Genomic DNA, 15,185 nt, shown 5'->3' with positions numbered 1-15,185 from the left:
ATGAAGCAGCATGTGATACGTACGGTGCAGGCCGATGAGTGGGAGAAGGCCAAGGAGCTGCGGATCGCCGCGTTGCAGGATCCGGCGGCCCCGGTGGCCTTCCTGGACACGCTGGAGGACGCGCAGGCCCGGCCCGACGAGTTCTGGCAGGGGCGGGTCGCGGGGGCGGCGAGCGGGCGGGCCGCCCGGCAGTTCGTCGCCGAGGCGGCGGACGGGCGATGGGACGGCTCCGTCACCGTGCTGGTCGAGGAGGGCGGGACGACCGACTTCTTCGGGAACCCCGTCGAGGCCGCGCAGGGGCATCTGGTGGGGGTCTTCGTACGGGATGAGCAGCGCGGGACCGGGCTGACCGAGGCCCTGTTCACGGCCGCGCTGGAGTGGGCCTGGTCGTTGGAGGGGCCCGGGCTGGCGCGCGTACGGCTGTTCGTGCACGAGGAGAACGCGCGGGCCGCGGCGTTCTACCGGCGCTACGGGTTCGAGGCGAGCGGGCGGGTCGTGCCGGTGCCCGGGGACTCCGGGGCGCGGGAACTGGAGTACGGGTTCGCGCGGCCGGAGTAGGGCCGGGACCGGGTCAGGGGAGGTCGGCTGCGGGCCAGTGGGCCCGTGCCTGTTCGCGGCTGCGGCACAGGGCGAGGAGCGGGAGCGTCTCGTCCGTCAGCAGTTCCGGGAGCTGGGGTACGGGCGCCACGGCCGCGACGTCCTCCAGGACCAGGGTCAGTGGTGGGTCGAGCCGACCGGCGGATGACCGTACGGCCACGCGCTGGCCGTGCTCGACCACGCTGGAGGCGAGTGCGGTCAGCAGCGGCATCGCACCCGGGTGGGTCCGGGGGTCTTCGAGGGGTTCGCCCACCACGTACAGGCTGCCCCCCTCGGCCACGAACGATGCGAGGGTGAGGGCATCCGTGCGGTTCGGGGTGCAGGCCTCGCGGATGTGGATCGAGGTCAGGCAGGAGAGGGCCCGGGCCGTGAGGTGTTGGGCCTGTTCACGGCGTTCGGGGTGCCCGGTGAGGGCGCTTTCGAGTTCGCCGGCGGCACCGGGGGCGGCCTGGAGGTGGGTGCGCAGGATGCGGACGGGGTCCTGGGCGGAGTTGCCCTGGGCCCAGCGGTGCAGCTGCTTGAAGGGGCGCCCGTCCAGGGCGGCGGCCTGGAGCCAGCTGCGCAGGAGGGTCTCGGCGGTGTCGGCGACGGCCGCGTCCAGGCGGGCCTGGGGGCGTACGGGGGCCAGCAGGGCGATCGCGCGCGCGGCGGCGGTATCGCGGTCGGCGCAGCCCTCCGCGGGGTTCCAGTGCATGCGGGCCGGGGTGTCGCACAGGTGCGAGGGGTCGTAGAGGAGCACCGGTCCGAGTTTCGCCCGGGCGTCCTTGGTGTCCGACCAGAGGGCGGGGGACGAGGTGACGACGAGGACGGCGCCTTCGGCGGAGGCGATGGCCTGCGCGGCGAGGTGGTGGCGCTCCGCGGGGGTGGCGTAGGTGAGGCGGGTGTTCGTGCTGGGTGCGGTGGGTGCCGTGAGGCAGTCTGCCGGGGTCTGGGCCGAGTCGGGGGGCCTCGGGGCGTAGCCGAAGCCGTAGCGGTAGGCCTCGTCGACGGGGGCGGGGCGGGGCGGGGCCGGCGTGACGGCGGCCTGGGGGACGGTGGTGGGCATGGGCGCGGTGGCGGATGCGGGGTCCTGGGCCGGGATCGGAGCCGTACCGGAGGCCTGACCCGGAGCCGTACCGAAGCCCTGACCCGCAGCCGTACCGAAGCCCTGACCCGGAGCCGTACCCGGGGTCGCAGCCGTACCCGGGGCCGCAGCGGTACCCGGGGCCAGAGGCGGAGCCGTGGCTGTTGCCGGGGCGGGAGCCGTACCCGGTGCCGTGGCCAGGGTCGAAGCCGTAGCCGTACCCGTAGCCATAGCCGCACCAGTCGCCGGAGGCGCGGTGTGGAGGCCGGGCTGTGGGGGTGTCGCCGGGGTGGGGGCGTACGGCTTGGTGCGGCGGGCCTTGGTGCGGGCCACCACGCCCATGGTGAAGATCGTGAGGACCAGCGCCACGAGCAGCTGGCTGATGAACAGGCCCCAGAACAGGCCCCACCCGGACAGGGCCGCCGGGTCGGTGTCGGGCCAGGCGGCCGCGATGTCGTGGGGTTGCGCTATCAGGGCGCGGACGGCCCCCGGGGTGCGGGTGAAGGTGACCGTGGCCGGCCAGGCGCCCTTCGAGAAGAGGGCGGCCAGGCCGGTGGCCGACCAGACCAGGACGGCGAGGCCGAGGAGGAAGGCCAGGAGGCCGACCAGGACTCCGTCGGGGATGCCGCCGGCCCGCGCCGGGGGCTCTGTACGTCTGGCGTCGGACATGGTCAGGCCACCGTGGCGGCCGAGCCGGGGCCCGCGCCCCGCTGGCGCTCGATGTACAGGGCGCGTTCCTCCGCTTCGAGTTCGGCGGCCAGCAGGTCCTCGGGGAGCTGCGGCGGGGTGGAGGACTCGGTCATCGCGCGGTCCGTGTAGACGAGAGGGCGTTCGGTTTCGGTGATCAGGTGTTTGACGACCTGGACGTTGCCGTTGACGTCCCAGACGGCGATGCCGGGGGTGAGGGTGGGGATGATCTCGACCGCCCACCGGGGCAGGCCGAGGACCCGGCCGGTGGCGCGGGCTTCGTCGGCCTTCTGGGCGTAGATCGTTCTGGTCGAGGCCATCTTGAGGATGGCCGCGGCTTCGCGGGCGGCCGCGCCGTCGACGACGTCCGAGAGGTGGTGGACGACGGCGACGAAGGACAGGCCGAGGCGGCGGCCGAACTTGAGGAGGCGCTGGAACAGCTGGGCGACGAAGGGGCTGTTGATGATGTGCCAGGCCTCTTCGACCAGGAAGATCCGCTTTTTCCGGTCCGGGCGGATCCAGGTGTGTTCCAGCCACACGCCGACGATCGCCATGAGGATGGGCATGGCGATGGAGTTGCGGTCGATGTGGGAGAGGTCGAAGACGATCAGGGGCGCGTCGAGGTCGATGCCGACGGTGGTGGGGCCGTCGAACATGCCGCGCAGGTCGCCGTCGACGAGGCGGTCGAGGACGAGGGCCACGTCGAGGCCCCAGGCCCGGACGTCGTCTATGTCGACGTTCATGGCGAGGGCGGATTCGGCTTCGGGGTGGCGCAGTTGTTCCACGATGTCGGTCAGGACGGGCTGGCGGTCCCGGATGGCGTCCACGACGTAGGCGTGGGCGACCTTGAGGGCGAAGCCGGAGCGTTCGTCGAGGCCGTGGCCCATGGCGACTTCGATGATGGTCCGGAGCAGCGCGAGCTGGCCGGTCGTCGTGATCGCCGGGTCGAGGGGGTTGAGGCGGATCCCGTCGTCGTTGGCGGCGATGGGGTCCAGGCGGATGGGGGTTATCCCCAGCTGCTGGGCGATCAGGTTCCACTCGCCGACGCCGTCCTCGCCCTGGGCGTCGAGTACGACGACCTGGCGGTCGCGGAAGCGGAGCTGGCGCAGGACGTAGGTCTTTTCGAGCGCCGACTTGCCGTTGCCGGATTCGCCGAGGACCAGCCAGTGGGGGGCCGGGAGTTGCTGGCCGTAGAGCTGGAAGGGGTCGTAGATGTAGCCCTTGCCGCTGTAGACCTCGCGGCCGATGATGACGCCGGAGTCGCCGAGGCCGGGGGCGGCGGTGGGCAGGTAGACGGCCTGCGCCTGGCCGGTGGAGGTGCGGACGGGCAGGCGGGTGGTTTCGACCTTGCCGAAGAGGAAGCTGGTGAAGGCGTCCGTCAGGGCGGACATGGGATCTCGCATGGGGCGGCCGTTCCCTCCAGCTAGCGTCGGATGCCGGTGGCGAACGGCAAGGTGTTGACGAAGGCGCGGTGGTGCTCGCGGTCGCACCATTCGAGCTTCAGGTAGGACTTGCCGGCGGAGGCGCGGATGGTGCGCTTGTCGCGGGCGAGGGCTTCGGGTGAACGCGAGGACACCGTGATGTACCCGACGAGGTTGACTCCGGCAGCGCCGCTGGCCAGATCTTCACCCCTCTGGTCGAGCCGGCCGTGGGCGGCGATGTCGCGCGGGTCGACGGTGCGGTTCATCTTGGCGGCGCGGCTGGCGTCCGCCTCGTCGTTGGTCTTCTCGGTGAGCATCCGCTCGATGGCGACCTCGGTGGGTTCGAGGTCCATGGTGACGGCGACCGTACGGATGACGTCGGGGGTGTGGACGAGGAGGGGGGCGAGGAAGTTCACGCCGACCGGGGTCATCGGCCATTCCTTGACCCACGCGGTGGCGTGGCACCAGGGGGCGCGGGTGGAGGACTCGCGGGTCTTGGCCTGGAGGTAGGTCGGTTCGACGGCGTCGAGTTCGGCGGGCCAGGCGTTGCGCTTGGTCATGGCCTGGATGTGGTCGATCGGGTGGTCCGGGTCGTACATGGAGTGCACGAGGGAGGCGAGGCGGCCCTGGCCGAGGGGTTGGCGGACGCGGATGTCGGCCTCGGCGAGGCGGGCGCAGATGTCGGTGAGTTCGCGGGCCATGACGATGGCGAGGCCGGAGTCGCGGTCGAGCTTGCGGCCCTTGTGGGGGGTCGCGGCGCGGGCGATGGCGACGGCTTCGGCGGCCAGGTCGCGGGTGAAGTGCATGCAGGCGACGAGGTAGGCGCGGTGCTGCTCGGAGGAGGTGGAGACCATCGACTGGAGCTGGTCGTAGGAGTCGCGCAGCCAGCCGGGGGCCTGGGTGTCTCCGCGCTGGGCGACGTCCTTGGCGTGGGCGTCGGGGTCGGCGGGGAGGGTGCGGGCGAGCATCTGGAGGCGGGTGACGAAGCCGTCGCCGTTGGCGACGTGCTTGAGGAGGGTGCCGAAGCGGTCGACGAGGGCTTCTTGGTCCTCGCTGTCGCGCAGGCCGACGCCGGGGCCCTCGATCTCGATGGCGGCGGTGACGGTGCGGCGGTCGGCGTGGAGGAGTACGGCGATCTCGTCGGGGCCGAAGGGGGCGGCGAGCCAGTTGATGCGGCCGATGCCGGGGGGCGGGCCGACCTCGACCTCGCGGCCGTCGGCGGCGCGGGTGCCGGATTCCATGGCGGCGGAGCGGTAGGTGGTGCCGCGGCGCAGGGTGCGCTTGTAGCTGCGGCTGATCTCGAACCACCGGTAGAAGGTGCGGCCCTTGTAGGGGACGTACACGGCGGCCAGGGCGAGCATGGGGAACCCGGCGAGGCTCACGATGCGCAGGGTGAGGTCGGGGACGAGCAGGCCGCTCATCATGCCGAAGAACGCGCCGACGATGATCAGGGCGATCTCGCCGGTTTCGCGGTTCTTGCCGACGATCGCGTTGGGCCGGGCGCGGCCGATGAGATACGTGCGGCGGGGCGCGACCGGGTGGAGCTGGTGGGACTGGGTCGTCAACGCCCGTCACCTCCTGTGTTCCTCGTACTGGAGCCAGTGCGGGGCGGGGGCGCGGCGGAGGGGACGGTTCCGCCGCCGGTCCCGCTGCCGGAGCCACGGCTGCTGTGGGCGGCCATGCCTCCGGAGATCTGGTTGGCGTCGCCTCCGGTGGAGCCGCCGGAGGCGCGGTGGGCACCGCCGCCGCGGCTGCTGTGGGTCTTGATGCCCTGGGAGACGAGGGAGGCCGGGGAGCTGATGACGGCGGCGGCCTGGGCGCCGTCGGTGGCCTTGGAGCGGTTGCTGCGGGCGGAGGCGATCTCGTCGCCGAAGCCGGGTACGAAGCGGTAGATCATCGCGGAGGCGAAGATCGCCAGGAGGATGATGGCGAGGCCGGAGACGACGGCGGAGAAGGCGTCGGGTCCCTTTTCGCCGGCGAGGGCCCCGGCGAGGCCGAGGACGATGACGATGACCGGCTTGACGAGGATGACGGCGATCATGATGCCGGCCCAGCGGCGGACGTGGCCCCACATGTTGCGGTCGACGAGTCCGGCGTAGACGACGGTGCCGAGGAGGGCGCCGACGTAGAGCAGGGCGGCGCGGATGACGAGCTCCAGCCAGAGGACGCCGGCGGCGAGGACGGTGACGAGGGCGACGACGATCAGCATGATCGGGCCGCCGCCGATGTCGCTGCCCTTCTTGAGGGCTTCGGAGAAGGAGCCGAAGAAGACGTCGGTCTGGCTGCCGGTGGCGGAGGCGATGACCTCGGTGACGCCGTCGGTGGCGGAGACGACGGTGTAGAGGATCAGGGGGGTGAAGGCGGAGGCGAGGACCGTGAGCCAGAGGAAGCCGATGGCTTCGGAGAGGGCGGTGGTGAGGGGGACGCCGCGGACGGCGCGCTTGGCCACGGCGAGGAGCCAGAGGACGAGGGTGAGGATGGTGGAGGCGGCGAAGACGACGGCGTACTGCTTGAGGAAGGCGGGGTTGGTGAAGTCGACGTTGGCGGTGCCCTTGACGGCTTCGCTGAGCTTGTTGACGATCCAGGCGGCGGCGTCGGCGCAGCCCTTGGCGAGGGAGGCGAGGGGGTTGATGGCGTCGGTGGGGCTGTCCGTCGAGAGGCCGGTACCGGATCCCGTACCCGGGTTTCCTCCGACGCTGCGCTCGCAGTCCTCCTTGAGCGGGCCGATGACCCCTTCGCAGCGGCTGCTCTTCGAGGGTGAGCCCGACGGGGTCGGCGTCGGAGTCGGCGTCGGCGCGGCGAAGGCCCGGGCCGACAGGAGCACCACGGTCGTCTGTACGGCGGCCAGCACTCCGGCGATGCGGAGGCGGCGGTGGCTACCGGGCATAGGTGAAGCCTCCGAACTCCTGAACGGCCTTGCTGATGTCGTCTGACGAGGACGCGGCGACGTCGCCGGGGACCGGGGCGGGGCCGTCCTGCTGGGTGTCGGAGACGACCTTCCAGTCCTCCCCGGCCCAGGTCAGTTCGAAGATCCAGGTCTTCCAGGTGGTACGGACCGGCGTGGTGGACTTGGCGCCGGACATCCCGACCAGGCCCGTGTACCAGACCGCGACCTTCGCCGTGGTGGGGGTGTAGCTCTCGACGCGGGTACCCACGGGAACGGCACGGGTGACGAAGGTATTGCCCTGAGGGGCGTTGCCGTTCGGATCCAGACCGAGGGTGGCGAGGAACGCGGGTGAGTACGCCGTGTCCTGGGTGCCCTTCCGCTGTGCCGCCTCCGCGGTGTAGATGCCGTCCACGAGGGCGTGCCGGACGTCCTTTTTGAGCATGCCGTCCGAGCCCAGGGCCACCGCGAAGTTCGCCGCCGCCGACTGCGCGCCCTGTTCGTCGTGGGCGAAGCCCTTGGGGATGCCCGCCGTTTTGGTGGTGACCGGGGCCGTGCCCGTCGGGGCCGTGGAGGTGGTGGTCGGGGGTTTGTCCGAGGCGGTGTCGCCGCCCGGGGAGTCCGAGGACTGGTTCGCGAACGCGATGGCGGCGACGAGCAGGACCACGACGCCGACCACCGTCACCAGGCCACGGGAGGCGCGGGGGGTGCGGCGGGGGGTGCCGTAGGGGTCGGAGGGGGAGTCGGGGAGGCGGGTGCGGGTCTGGCCCGTGCCGCCGACGTCGCCGCCGCCGTAATGGTCGTCGTTGCTCATTGCGTGTCCGCCCCCTCCGCGTCGTACGACGGTAGCGCTCGTTCCCGCTCAGGCGCGGTGTGGTGATTCCTCATCAGGGTGCGGCCGGCCGCGCCGGTCCGGCTAGACGGCCATTCCGTAGACGATCGTGAAGAGGGTGCCGAGGGAGCCGATGATGAAGACTCCCGTGAGGCCGGCCACGATCAGGCCCTTGCCCTGTTCCGCGCTGAAGGTGTCGCGCAGTGCGGTCGCGCCGATGCGCTGCTTGGCCGCGCCCCAGATGGCGATGCCGAGGCAGAGGAGGATCGCTACGGCCATGACCACCTCGATCATGACCTTCGCTTCGTTGCCGAGACTGCCGAACGGCCCCCAGTTCGGGGCGATTCCGCCGATGATGGTGGTGATGTCGCCCTTTTCGGCTGCCAGGATCATGTAACTCACCGCCCCTGTATGGGTAGTTCCGGTAGCCCGTGCCCGACGGCAGGGGTCACGCACTATCTTCGCTGATGAAACCGCCGCCGTCGTCGACTTGGCGGCTCTCTTTACCCGATCTCCCGGCGTGCGCCCCTCCCGCGCGCCCTGACCTGGTCACTCTGTGTATCACGGTGGGTGACCCCGGGCAATGATTGTCGGCCCGGCGTGCGCGGGGCCGGGTGAGGGGCGGCCGTTCGGCGCAGTGGGGCGCGTGTCGTTGGGCCGTCCCGCTGATGTTTGTCCGACATTCCGTCAGTCTTTCCATATTTGCGGCGGGTTGGGAGGGAGGCTCGCGGTCGTTGGTGGTGAGGACGTGAGGGCGTGAGGAGGAGTCTGATGGGTTTCGCTGTGGAGCCGGGCCCCAGGGCCCGGCTGGCCGCCGGGGTGGCCGTGGCGTTGCTGTGCGGGCTGGTGGCCGTACCGGTCCCGGCGGTGGCCGTCGAGGCCGGGCAGGGGCAGGGGTACGGGTACGGGTGCGGGAAGGATGACGACCGGGGCTTCAAGGGCGGGGGGTGTACCGGGCCGCGCGGGCCCAAGGGGCCGAAGGGCGACCGGGGTCCGAAGGGGGAGCGGGGTCCGGCCGGGCCGCACGGGCCGTGTGCGGACGTCGACACCGTCTCGGGGCCGGGGACCTCGGAGTTCAGTGCCGTGCTGAGCCGGGGGAGGGCGTACGTCGGGGCGAGGTCCGGGCCGACGGCCCCCTACTACTGGCAGGACCTGACGCGGGCCAGGACGCCGGGCTTCCCGCGCGACGCGTGCGGGGTGTCGGTGCGGGTGGGCGGTCCGCGGGTGTACGTGAAGGTGCTCACCACGGGCGGGGACATCTACGAGAACTCGTGCACGACGGCGTTGGCCTGCACGCTGGGCTGGACGGCGGTGGTCCGGCCCTACTGACGCCGGCCGCACCGGGGTGCGGCGCCGTGACCGGAGCCGGTGCCGGAGTCGGGGCCGGTCACGGACCGGAGTGTTGGCTTCCGGTTGGGTCGCTCACCGTACGGGGGCAAGGGCGGGCGGGAGCGCGAGGGGCGCACGCGCGCACGGCGGGCGCCGGGCGCGGCGGGTCGAGGCGCCGCGGGTCGGGGCGCCGCGGCGCCGGGGCGCCCGGGTTACTGCCAGTGGGACGGGCGGGTGAGGGACGCGGGGATGCGGGTGGCGGCGTCGCCCCGGGCGGCGTTCAGCTGGGCCTGGGTCAGGAAGAGGGCGTCGCGCAGGTCGGCCCCGCGGAGGTTCGTGTCGCGGAAGTCGGCGCCGATCAGGTCGGCGGTGCGCAGGTCGGCGCGGCCGAGGTCGGCGGCGATCAGGTAGGCGCCGCGCAGGTTGGCGCCGCGCAGGTCGGCTCCCGCGAGGCGGGCGCCCATCAGGTCGGCGCCGCGGTGGTTCTTGCGGGGGCCCGGGGCCTTGGCGCGCACCAGCTCGCTCGCCTTGAGGAGGAGGGGGTTGATGTCCTGGCGCAGGGTGCCCACGTCGAGGCCGGTCAGTTCCTCGGCGTCGGCCCGGGTGAGGGCCTCGGTCCGGGTCAGCGCCGTGCGCAGGGCCGGGTGGACGGGGGCCGCGGCGGGGAGGCCGAGCGCCTCGGCCACGTAGAAGAGCAGCTCGTGCAGCTGCCGCATGACGGGGAAGGCCTCGAACATCGCGGCCCGGGTGTCGGGGTGCGCGCGCCAGTCGCGGCCGCCGAAGGTGACCTGGGAGATCTGCTGTCCCGCCCCGAAGCAGTCGAAGACGGTGCACCCCTGGAAGCCCTGGTCGCGCAGCCGGGTGTGGATCCCGCAGCGGAAGTCCTGCCGGAGGTTCTTGCAGGGGGTTCCGGCGGACTTGTTCACGGCGAAGTCGTTGGACTTGGCGAAGGGCAGGGCTACGCAGCACAGGGCGAAGCAGTTGCCGCAGTCGGCCTGCAGGACGGGGAGCTCGGGGTGCGCGGGGCGGGCGGTGGTGGACACCCCTCCATTGTCACCGCAGGCGCGGTGTCGGAGTGCCTTGATCCGCGGGGCGGGGGCGGGGAGCATCTGTACATGACAGAAGTGATCGCAGTTGCCGTCATCACCCTGCTCGCGGTGATCAGTCCTGGCGCGGACTTCGCCATGGTGGTCAGGAACAGCTACCTCTACGGTCGGCCCACCGGGCTGTTCGCGGCCGCCGGGGTGGCGGCCGGCGTGCTGGTGCACGTCTCGTACACGATGCTGGGGGTCGGTCTGCTGATCGCCTCGTCGACCGCCCTGTTCACGGCGATCAAGCTGGCGGGCGCCGCGTACCTGGTGTGGATCGGGATCCGTACCTTCCGGGCGCCGGACACGCTGACCGTGGACCTGGAGTCGAAGCCGGGGCTGAGTCCGCTGGGCGCGCTGCGGTCCGGGTTCCTGACGAACGTGCTGAATCCGAAGACCACGCTGTTCGTGGTGTCGACCTTCACCCAGGTCGTCGAGCCGGGGACGCCGGCGTGGCGGCAGGCGGGGTACGGGCTGTTCATGTCGGCGGCGCACCTGGTGTGGTTCGGGGCGGTGGCGCTGTTCTTCTCGGACTCGCGGCTGCGCGACCGGATGCTGAAGGCGCAGAAGGCGCTGAACCGGGCGATCGGGTCGGTGCTGGTGGGGCTGGGGGTGGGGCTGGGCTTCGCGCGCTGAGCGGGGCGCGGCTCGCCGCGAGGGGCTGGTGCCCGGGGTTACCTGTGGGTAGCGTGCGGCGGCATGGACGCTGAGGACGGGTTCTACGAGCGGATCGGCGCGGGGCGGTTCGTGGCGGGCGAGGCCACGCGCGGGCCGTGGGACGCGGGATCGCAGCACGCCGGGCCGCCGGCCGCGCTGCTGGCGCGGGAGATCGACGAACGGGCGGGCGCGCGGGAGGACATGCGGATCGCCCGCGTCACGTACGAGATCCTGCGGCCGGTGCCGATCGGCGCCCTGGAGATCACCACGAGCGTGCTGCGGGCGGGTCGCAGCACCGAGCTGGTCGAGGCGGCCCTGACGCCCGAGGGCGCCTCCGGCCCGGTGATGCTGGCGCGGGCGCTGCGGATCAGGGTGGCCGGGGAGCCGGTGCCCGCGGTGGTCCCGGGGGTGGTGGTGCCGCCTCCGGGGGAGGCGGTGGCGTCGCCGTTCTTCCCGGTGCCGTGGGAGAAGGGCTACCACTCCTCGGTGGAGGCCCGGTTCACCGACGGGGCCTTCACCGAGCCGGGGCCGGGGACCTGCTGGATGCGGATGCGGGTGCCGCTGGTGGCGGGGGAGGCGGTACGGCCGCTGGACCGGGTGCTGGTGGCCGCCGACTCGGGGAACGGCATCAGCGCGGTCATGGACTTCGGCCGCTTCGTGTTCGTCAACGGCGACCTCACCGTGCACGTGCACCGGCACCCGGTGGGGGAGTGGGTCTGCGTGGAGTCCCGGACGAGCGTGGACGCGGCGGGCATCGGCCTGGCCGACGCCCGGCTGCACGACGAGAAGGGGCCGATCGGGCGGGGGGCGCAGAGCCTGTTCGTGGCGGGGCGCTGAGACCAATCCCCTTGTGGCGCCGGACCATCCGTATGGCACTCTCGTGCGGGTGGAGGCGCTGAGAGACAACGACCCGGCCCATATAGGGGCACAGACGCTGCTGGCCCGGCTGGGGGCCGGGGGCATGGGTCAGGTGTACCTCGGGCGCTCGCCCGGCGGTCGCCTGGTGGCCATCAAGGTGATCAAAGAGGAGATCACCGGGCATCCGGAGGCGCTCGCGCGTTTCCGCCGGGAGGCGGAGACGGTCCGCGCGGTGCGCTCCGCGTACACGGCGAACCTGATCGACGCCTCGCTGGCGGCGCCCCCGTACTGGCTCGCCACCGAGTACGTGGCCGGGCCCACGCTCAGCCACGCGGTGCGCGAGTTCGGGGCCCTGCCCGCCGCCGCCTGCCGCAGGCTGTTCGCCGCGCTGGCGGAGGGGCTGGCGAGCGTGCACGCGTACGGGGTCACCCACCGCGACCTCAAGCCGCAGAACGTCATCCTGGGCGCACAGGGGCCCCAGCTCATCGACTTCGGCATCGCCAAGGGCGTGGCCGAGACGGCTCTGACGCAGGCCGGCTCCGCTCCCGGCACCCCCGGCTACACGGCCCCCGAGGTGCTGCTGCGCGGGGAGGCCGCGGACGCCGCCGACATCTTCGCCCTCGGTGCCACGCTCGCCTACGCGGCCACGGGGCGGGCCCCGTACGGCACCGGGGATCCGACGACGGTCAACTTCCGCGCCGTCCACGGGGAGATCGACGTCGCGGGCGTGGAGCCCGAACTGGCCGGGCTGATCAGGGCCTGCGTGGTGGCGGAGCCGGGCGCCCGGCCCGCCCTCGCCGAGATCATCCGCCGCTGCGCCGTGGACTCGGCGCTGGTCGACGACCCCGTCTACGCCTCGCTCACGGCGACCGCGGGCGGTACGGGCCAGGTCCCGGGGATGCTGCCGTCCACCATCGGGCCGGGGCTGCCCGCAGGAGGTTCGGGCTACGTACCGACGTACGTGCCCGCGAGCCCGCCCGCCACGGAGCGGACGCGGTCCGTGCCCCGCTGGGCGGTGGCGGTCGTGGCGGGCCTGCTGGTGGGCGGGCTCGGGACGGGCGGGTACCTGCTGCTCCAGGACAAGGGGGACGGCGACGGTGCCCGGGCGGGCGGACCGCCGTCCGGCCGGGCCACGCCGGCGGGCCAGGGCGCGCCCAGCGGTCCGGCCTCCTCGCCCTCGGGGCCGCAGGCGTCGGGCCCGGCCCCGGGACCGGCCTCGTCCGCCCCGACCGCGGGCTCCGGGTCCGTGCCGGATCACATCGAGCCCGCGACGGTGTCCCGGGACCTGTGGACCGGTACCGCGCCCGGTGAGGGGAGCTGCAACCTGCCGCCGGAGGAGCGGGCGCAGTACCTGGTGGGCTCCGCGGTGGACGCCGCCGACCCCAACGCGAAGGCGGTCGCGGGCAAGGTCAAGATCCATGTGATGCTGAAGCCATATCATCAGGAGAAGGGGCCCTACCTCGTCTCCGTCGGCGTCAAGCCGCCGCACGAGATCGACTCGACGACCCAGCGGCCGTTCGAGAACTTCCGTGACTACAACCACAGCATCGGCTACACCAGCAAGCCGATCGACCTCACCCAGAAGACCTCCGACGGCGGCGTCTACCTGACCTACCCGGACGACTTCGCCACACAGCTCGTGGACAACGACGGGAACACGCGGCACTTCCCGGCCATCCCGGTGGCCAACGATCCGGGCAACTGGACCGTGCTGTTCTATCGAGTCCGGGGCCTCAGGGAATACAGCAGCCTCTACTGCACCGGCTTTCCGGTGAAATAACGTCAAGACAGACTGATGAATGCACTGTCAGGCGACCTGTTATGCGGCAGTGTTGACGGGTGCGCAAATTCTGGGTGGCAAGCGGGATCGGGATCGGCGTGTGCCTGGCCTTCGTCGCGCTGCTGGTCGTCGGCACGTACTCGGCGGCGGCGGGTCTCACGAAGGGCGGCAGGCAGGGCGCCGTGGCGCTGGTCAAAGGGGCGGTTCCGGCGATCTACCAGCCGTTGGTGGAGAAGTGGGGAAACCTGTGCCCCGCGCTCAATCCAGCCATGCTCGCGGCCCAGTTGTACACCGAGAGCAACTGGAAGCCCGATGTGGTCAGCCACGCGGACGCGCGCGGTATCGCCCAGTTCATCCCGGAGACCTGGGCCACGTACGGCATCGACGGCGACGGTGACGGTGACCGGGACATCTGGGATCCCAAGGACGCGATCCCGTCGGCCGCCTCGTACGACTGCCAACTGGCCAAGGACGTCGCGGGAGTACCGGGAGATGCGTCGGACAATATGCTCGCCGCCTACAACGCCGGTCCCTACCGCGTCATCAAGGCCGGGGGCGTGCCGCCGCTCACCGAGACCCAGGGCTACGTGAAGGCCATCCGGTCCCTGGAGAAGAGCTTCGCCCGGCCCGTCGGCCGGGTGGCGCCCTCGCAGCAGGCCGCCGGGGCCATCTACTTCGCGCAGAAGCAGCTCGGGACGCCCTATCTGTGGGGTGGCAACGGGACGCCCGACCAGAACGGGCGGTTCGACTGTTCCGGGTTGACCAAGGCGGCGTACGAGACCGTGGGTATCGAGCTGCCGCGCGTGGCCAACGACCAGTACAACGCGGGCTCGCACCCCTCGCGGGCCGAACTGCTGCCCGGTGACCTCGTGTTCTTCTCCGACGATCTGACGAACTCCCGGGAGATCCGCCACGTCGGCATGTACGTGGGCGGCGGCTACATGATCAACGCCCCGTACACCGGCGCGGTCATCCGCTTCGACAAGATCGACACTCCCGACTACTTCGGTGCCACCCGGGTGACCAAGGACGGGGCCGCGGCCCTTCCGGAGCGGGCGGCCGCCACCCCGGCGGCCTAGCGACACTCCGTGAAGCGGAGGCCTTGAGCTGCGACGACGAATCACTCTTGGATAACGTTGGAGTGATCATTCGGTGGAGAGTGGAACGTACCTGCCGGAACGGGCGTTCCATGAACACGAGACGTGATCGGCGGGGGGTTTGGAGGGGCGCACACCGGCGTGCGTCCACAGGGGACCTAGGCAAGCAAGGGGCCGCGTCGCATGGCTGGACTCACAACAGGTGGGCCGAATGTGGATGTCAGCCTGCTGTACGAGATCAACGCCCTGGCCCGGCACGCCCCGGGCTGGTTCGACCGGGGCGTCGCGCTCGTCGGCGGGTACGGGCTGCCGCTGGCCATGGTCCTTCTGGTGCTGTGGTGTTGGCGCGGCGCCCGGCGCCAGGACGAGACGGCCGCCGCCGAATCCTTCGCCGCGCTCGTCTGGGCACCGCTCGCCGCCGCCGTCGCCCTGCTCGTGAACGTGCCGCTGCGCGGGTTCGTGGCGCGCCCGCGGCCGTTCGTCCTGCACGAGGGGCTGGAGGTGCTCGGCGGGATGTCCGGCGGGCCCGGAGCCGGGTACTCCTTCGTCAGCGGCCACGCCACCCTGATGATGGCTCTCGGCGTCGGGGTGTTCCTGGCGAACCGCCGGCTCGGGCTCGTCGGCATCGGGCTGGCGCTCGCCGAGGGACTGTGCCGGGTCTACCTCGGCGTGCACTACCCGACCGACGTCATCGGCGGGTTCGCGCTCGGCACCGCCGTCGTGCTGCTCCTCGCGCCGCTGGCCATGGCCGCGCTGACCCCGCTGGTACGGGCGCTCGCGCGGGCGCCGCGGGCGGGGCGGCTCGTCCGGGCCGGGGAACGGGTCGTGGCCCGGCCGGTGGAGCTCGCGCAGCGGCCGGCCGAGAGCGACCTCGCCGCGTAAGGGGGGAAGG

The 15,185-nt window shown here is 72.2% G+C and carries 14 protein-coding genes; 7 read left to right on the top strand and 7 right to left on the bottom strand.

The annotated features are described in order from the left end of the window. Nucleotides 1-558 (top strand): GNAT family N-acetyltransferase, encoded by a 558-nt coding sequence (locus tag SLAV_RS17915; protein ID WP_030240585.1) that lies wholly within the window; start codon nucleotides 1-3, stop codon nucleotides 556-558. Between the two features lie 13 nt (nucleotides 559-571). On the opposite strand, the gene SLAV_RS17910 is transcribed toward SLAV_RS17915, so the two are convergent. The 6 genes from SLAV_RS17910 to SLAV_RS17885 all read right to left on the bottom strand — a co-directional run bounded on the left by SLAV_RS17910 (nucleotide 572) and on the right by SLAV_RS17885 (nucleotide 7,877). Next, nucleotides 572-2,329 (bottom strand): hypothetical protein, encoded by a 1,758-nt coding sequence (locus SLAV_RS17910; protein WP_030240583.1) that lies wholly within the window; start codon nucleotides 2,327-2,329, stop codon nucleotides 572-574. Nucleotides 2,330-2,331: 2 nt separating this feature from the next. Continuing rightward, on the bottom strand, nucleotides 2,332-3,750 hold the full coding sequence (locus SLAV_RS17905) for an ATP-binding protein (RefSeq protein ID WP_030240582.1): 1,419 nt from the start codon (nucleotides 3,748-3,750) through the stop codon (nucleotides 2,332-2,334). Nucleotides 3,751-3,770: 20 nt separating this feature from the next. Further along, nucleotides 3,771-5,333, bottom strand: coding sequence for an SCO6880 family protein (locus SLAV_RS17900; RefSeq protein ID WP_030240581.1), 1,563 nt, complete (start codon nucleotides 5,331-5,333; stop codon nucleotides 3,771-3,773). Beyond that, nucleotides 5,330-6,655, bottom strand: a complete 1,326-nt coding sequence (locus SLAV_RS17895; protein WP_030240579.1) for a hypothetical protein — start codon at nucleotides 6,653-6,655, stop codon at nucleotides 5,330-5,332. The genes SLAV_RS17900 and SLAV_RS17895 overlap by 4 nt, the downstream gene beginning before the upstream one ends. Continuing rightward, on the bottom strand, nucleotides 6,645-7,466 hold the full coding sequence (locus SLAV_RS17890) for a DUF8175 domain-containg protein (RefSeq protein ID WP_030240577.1): 822 nt from the start codon (nucleotides 7,464-7,466) through the stop codon (nucleotides 6,645-6,647). Before SLAV_RS17890 ends, SLAV_RS17895 begins: the two co-directional genes overlap by 11 nt. Nucleotides 7,467-7,568: 102 nt before the next feature. Continuing rightward, nucleotides 7,569-7,877: a DUF8827 family protein gene (locus SLAV_RS17885; protein WP_008742356.1), complete on the bottom strand. Its 309-nt coding sequence runs from the start codon at nucleotides 7,875-7,877 to the stop codon at nucleotides 7,569-7,571. 378 nt (nucleotides 7,878-8,255) lie between these two features. Here SLAV_RS17885 and SLAV_RS17880 point away from each other — a divergent pair, with 378 nt between their 5' ends. Beyond that, complete coding sequence (locus SLAV_RS17880) at nucleotides 8,256-8,813, top strand: hypothetical protein (RefSeq protein ID WP_051841494.1); 558 nt, start codon at nucleotides 8,256-8,258, stop codon at nucleotides 8,811-8,813. A 212-nt stretch (nucleotides 8,814-9,025) separates the two neighbouring features. Here SLAV_RS17880 and SLAV_RS17875 read toward each other — a convergent pair whose 3' ends face one another. Continuing rightward, nucleotides 9,026-9,856 carry a pentapeptide repeat-containing protein gene (locus SLAV_RS17875; protein WP_030240574.1) on the bottom strand — a complete coding sequence of 277 codons (831 nt, stop codon included), beginning with the start codon at nucleotides 9,854-9,856 and terminating at the stop codon, nucleotides 9,026-9,028. A 72-nt stretch (nucleotides 9,857-9,928) separates the two neighbouring features. On the opposite strand from SLAV_RS17875, the gene SLAV_RS17870 reads away from it, so the two are divergent. The 5 genes from SLAV_RS17870 to SLAV_RS17850 all read left to right on the top strand — a co-directional run bounded on the left by SLAV_RS17870 (nucleotide 9,929) and on the right by SLAV_RS17850 (nucleotide 15,175). Next, nucleotides 9,929-10,537 carry a LysE family translocator gene (locus tag SLAV_RS17870; protein WP_030240572.1) on the top strand — a complete coding sequence of 203 codons (609 nt, stop codon included), beginning with the start codon at nucleotides 9,929-9,931 and terminating at the stop codon, nucleotides 10,535-10,537. Nucleotides 10,538-10,600: 63 nt separating this feature from the next. Further along, a complete protein-coding gene (locus SLAV_RS17865; RefSeq protein ID WP_030240569.1) occupies nucleotides 10,601-11,395 on the top strand; it encodes a thioesterase family protein in 795 nt (264 codons plus the stop codon). A gap of 49 nt (nucleotides 11,396-11,444) precedes the next feature. Further along, nucleotides 11,445-13,196, top strand: coding sequence for a serine/threonine-protein kinase (locus tag SLAV_RS17860; RefSeq protein WP_051841495.1), 1,752 nt, complete (start codon nucleotides 11,445-11,447; stop codon nucleotides 13,194-13,196). 59 nt (nucleotides 13,197-13,255) lie between these two features. Beyond that, nucleotides 13,256-14,275: a C40 family peptidase gene (locus SLAV_RS17855; RefSeq protein ID WP_030240565.1), complete on the top strand. Its 1,020-nt coding sequence runs from the start codon at nucleotides 13,256-13,258 to the stop codon at nucleotides 14,273-14,275. Nucleotides 14,276-14,476: 201 nt separating this feature from the next. Continuing rightward, nucleotides 14,477-15,175, top strand: coding sequence for a phosphatase PAP2 family protein (locus SLAV_RS17850; protein ID WP_030240563.1), 699 nt, complete (start codon nucleotides 14,477-14,479; stop codon nucleotides 15,173-15,175). Nucleotides 15,176-15,185 lie beyond the last annotated feature (10 nt).

It is taken from the genome of Streptomyces lavendulae subsp. lavendulae, assembly GCF_002803845.1.
GTDB lineage: Bacteria > Actinomycetota > Actinomycetes > Streptomycetales > Streptomycetaceae > Streptomyces > Streptomyces lavendulae.
This window is presented reverse-complemented; position numbering and strand designations above follow the sequence as displayed.

Bases quoted from the DNA above. Each gene is read 5' to 3' on its own strand.
- SLAV_RS17915 (WP_030240585.1), top strand. From the start codon at position 1: ATGAAGCAGCATGTGATACGTACGGTGCAGGCCGATGAGTGGGAGAAG.
- SLAV_RS17910 (WP_030240583.1), bottom strand. From the start codon at position 2,329: ATGTCCGACGCCAGACGTACAGAGCCCCCGGCGCGGGCCGGCGGCATC.
- SLAV_RS17905 (WP_030240582.1), bottom strand. From the start codon at position 3,750: ATGCGAGATCCCATGTCCGCCCTGACGGACGCCTTCACCAGCTTCCTC.
- SLAV_RS17895 (WP_030240579.1), bottom strand. From the start codon at position 6,655: ATGCCCGGTAGCCACCGCCGCCTCCGCATCGCCGGAGTGCTGGCCGCC.
- SLAV_RS17890 (WP_030240577.1), bottom strand. From the start codon at position 7,466: ATGAGCAACGACGACCATTACGGCGGCGGCGACGTCGGCGGCACGGGC.
- SLAV_RS17885 (WP_008742356.1), bottom strand. From the start codon at position 7,877: ATGATCCTGGCAGCCGAAAAGGGCGACATCACCACCATCATCGGCGGA.
- SLAV_RS17880 (WP_051841494.1), top strand. From the start codon at position 8,256: ATGGGTTTCGCTGTGGAGCCGGGCCCCAGGGCCCGGCTGGCCGCCGGG.
- SLAV_RS17870 (WP_030240572.1), top strand. From the start codon at position 9,929: ATGACAGAAGTGATCGCAGTTGCCGTCATCACCCTGCTCGCGGTGATC.
- SLAV_RS17865 (WP_030240569.1), top strand. From the start codon at position 10,601: ATGGACGCTGAGGACGGGTTCTACGAGCGGATCGGCGCGGGGCGGTTC.
- SLAV_RS17850 (WP_030240563.1), top strand. From the start codon at position 14,477: ATGGCTGGACTCACAACAGGTGGGCCGAATGTGGATGTCAGCCTGCTG.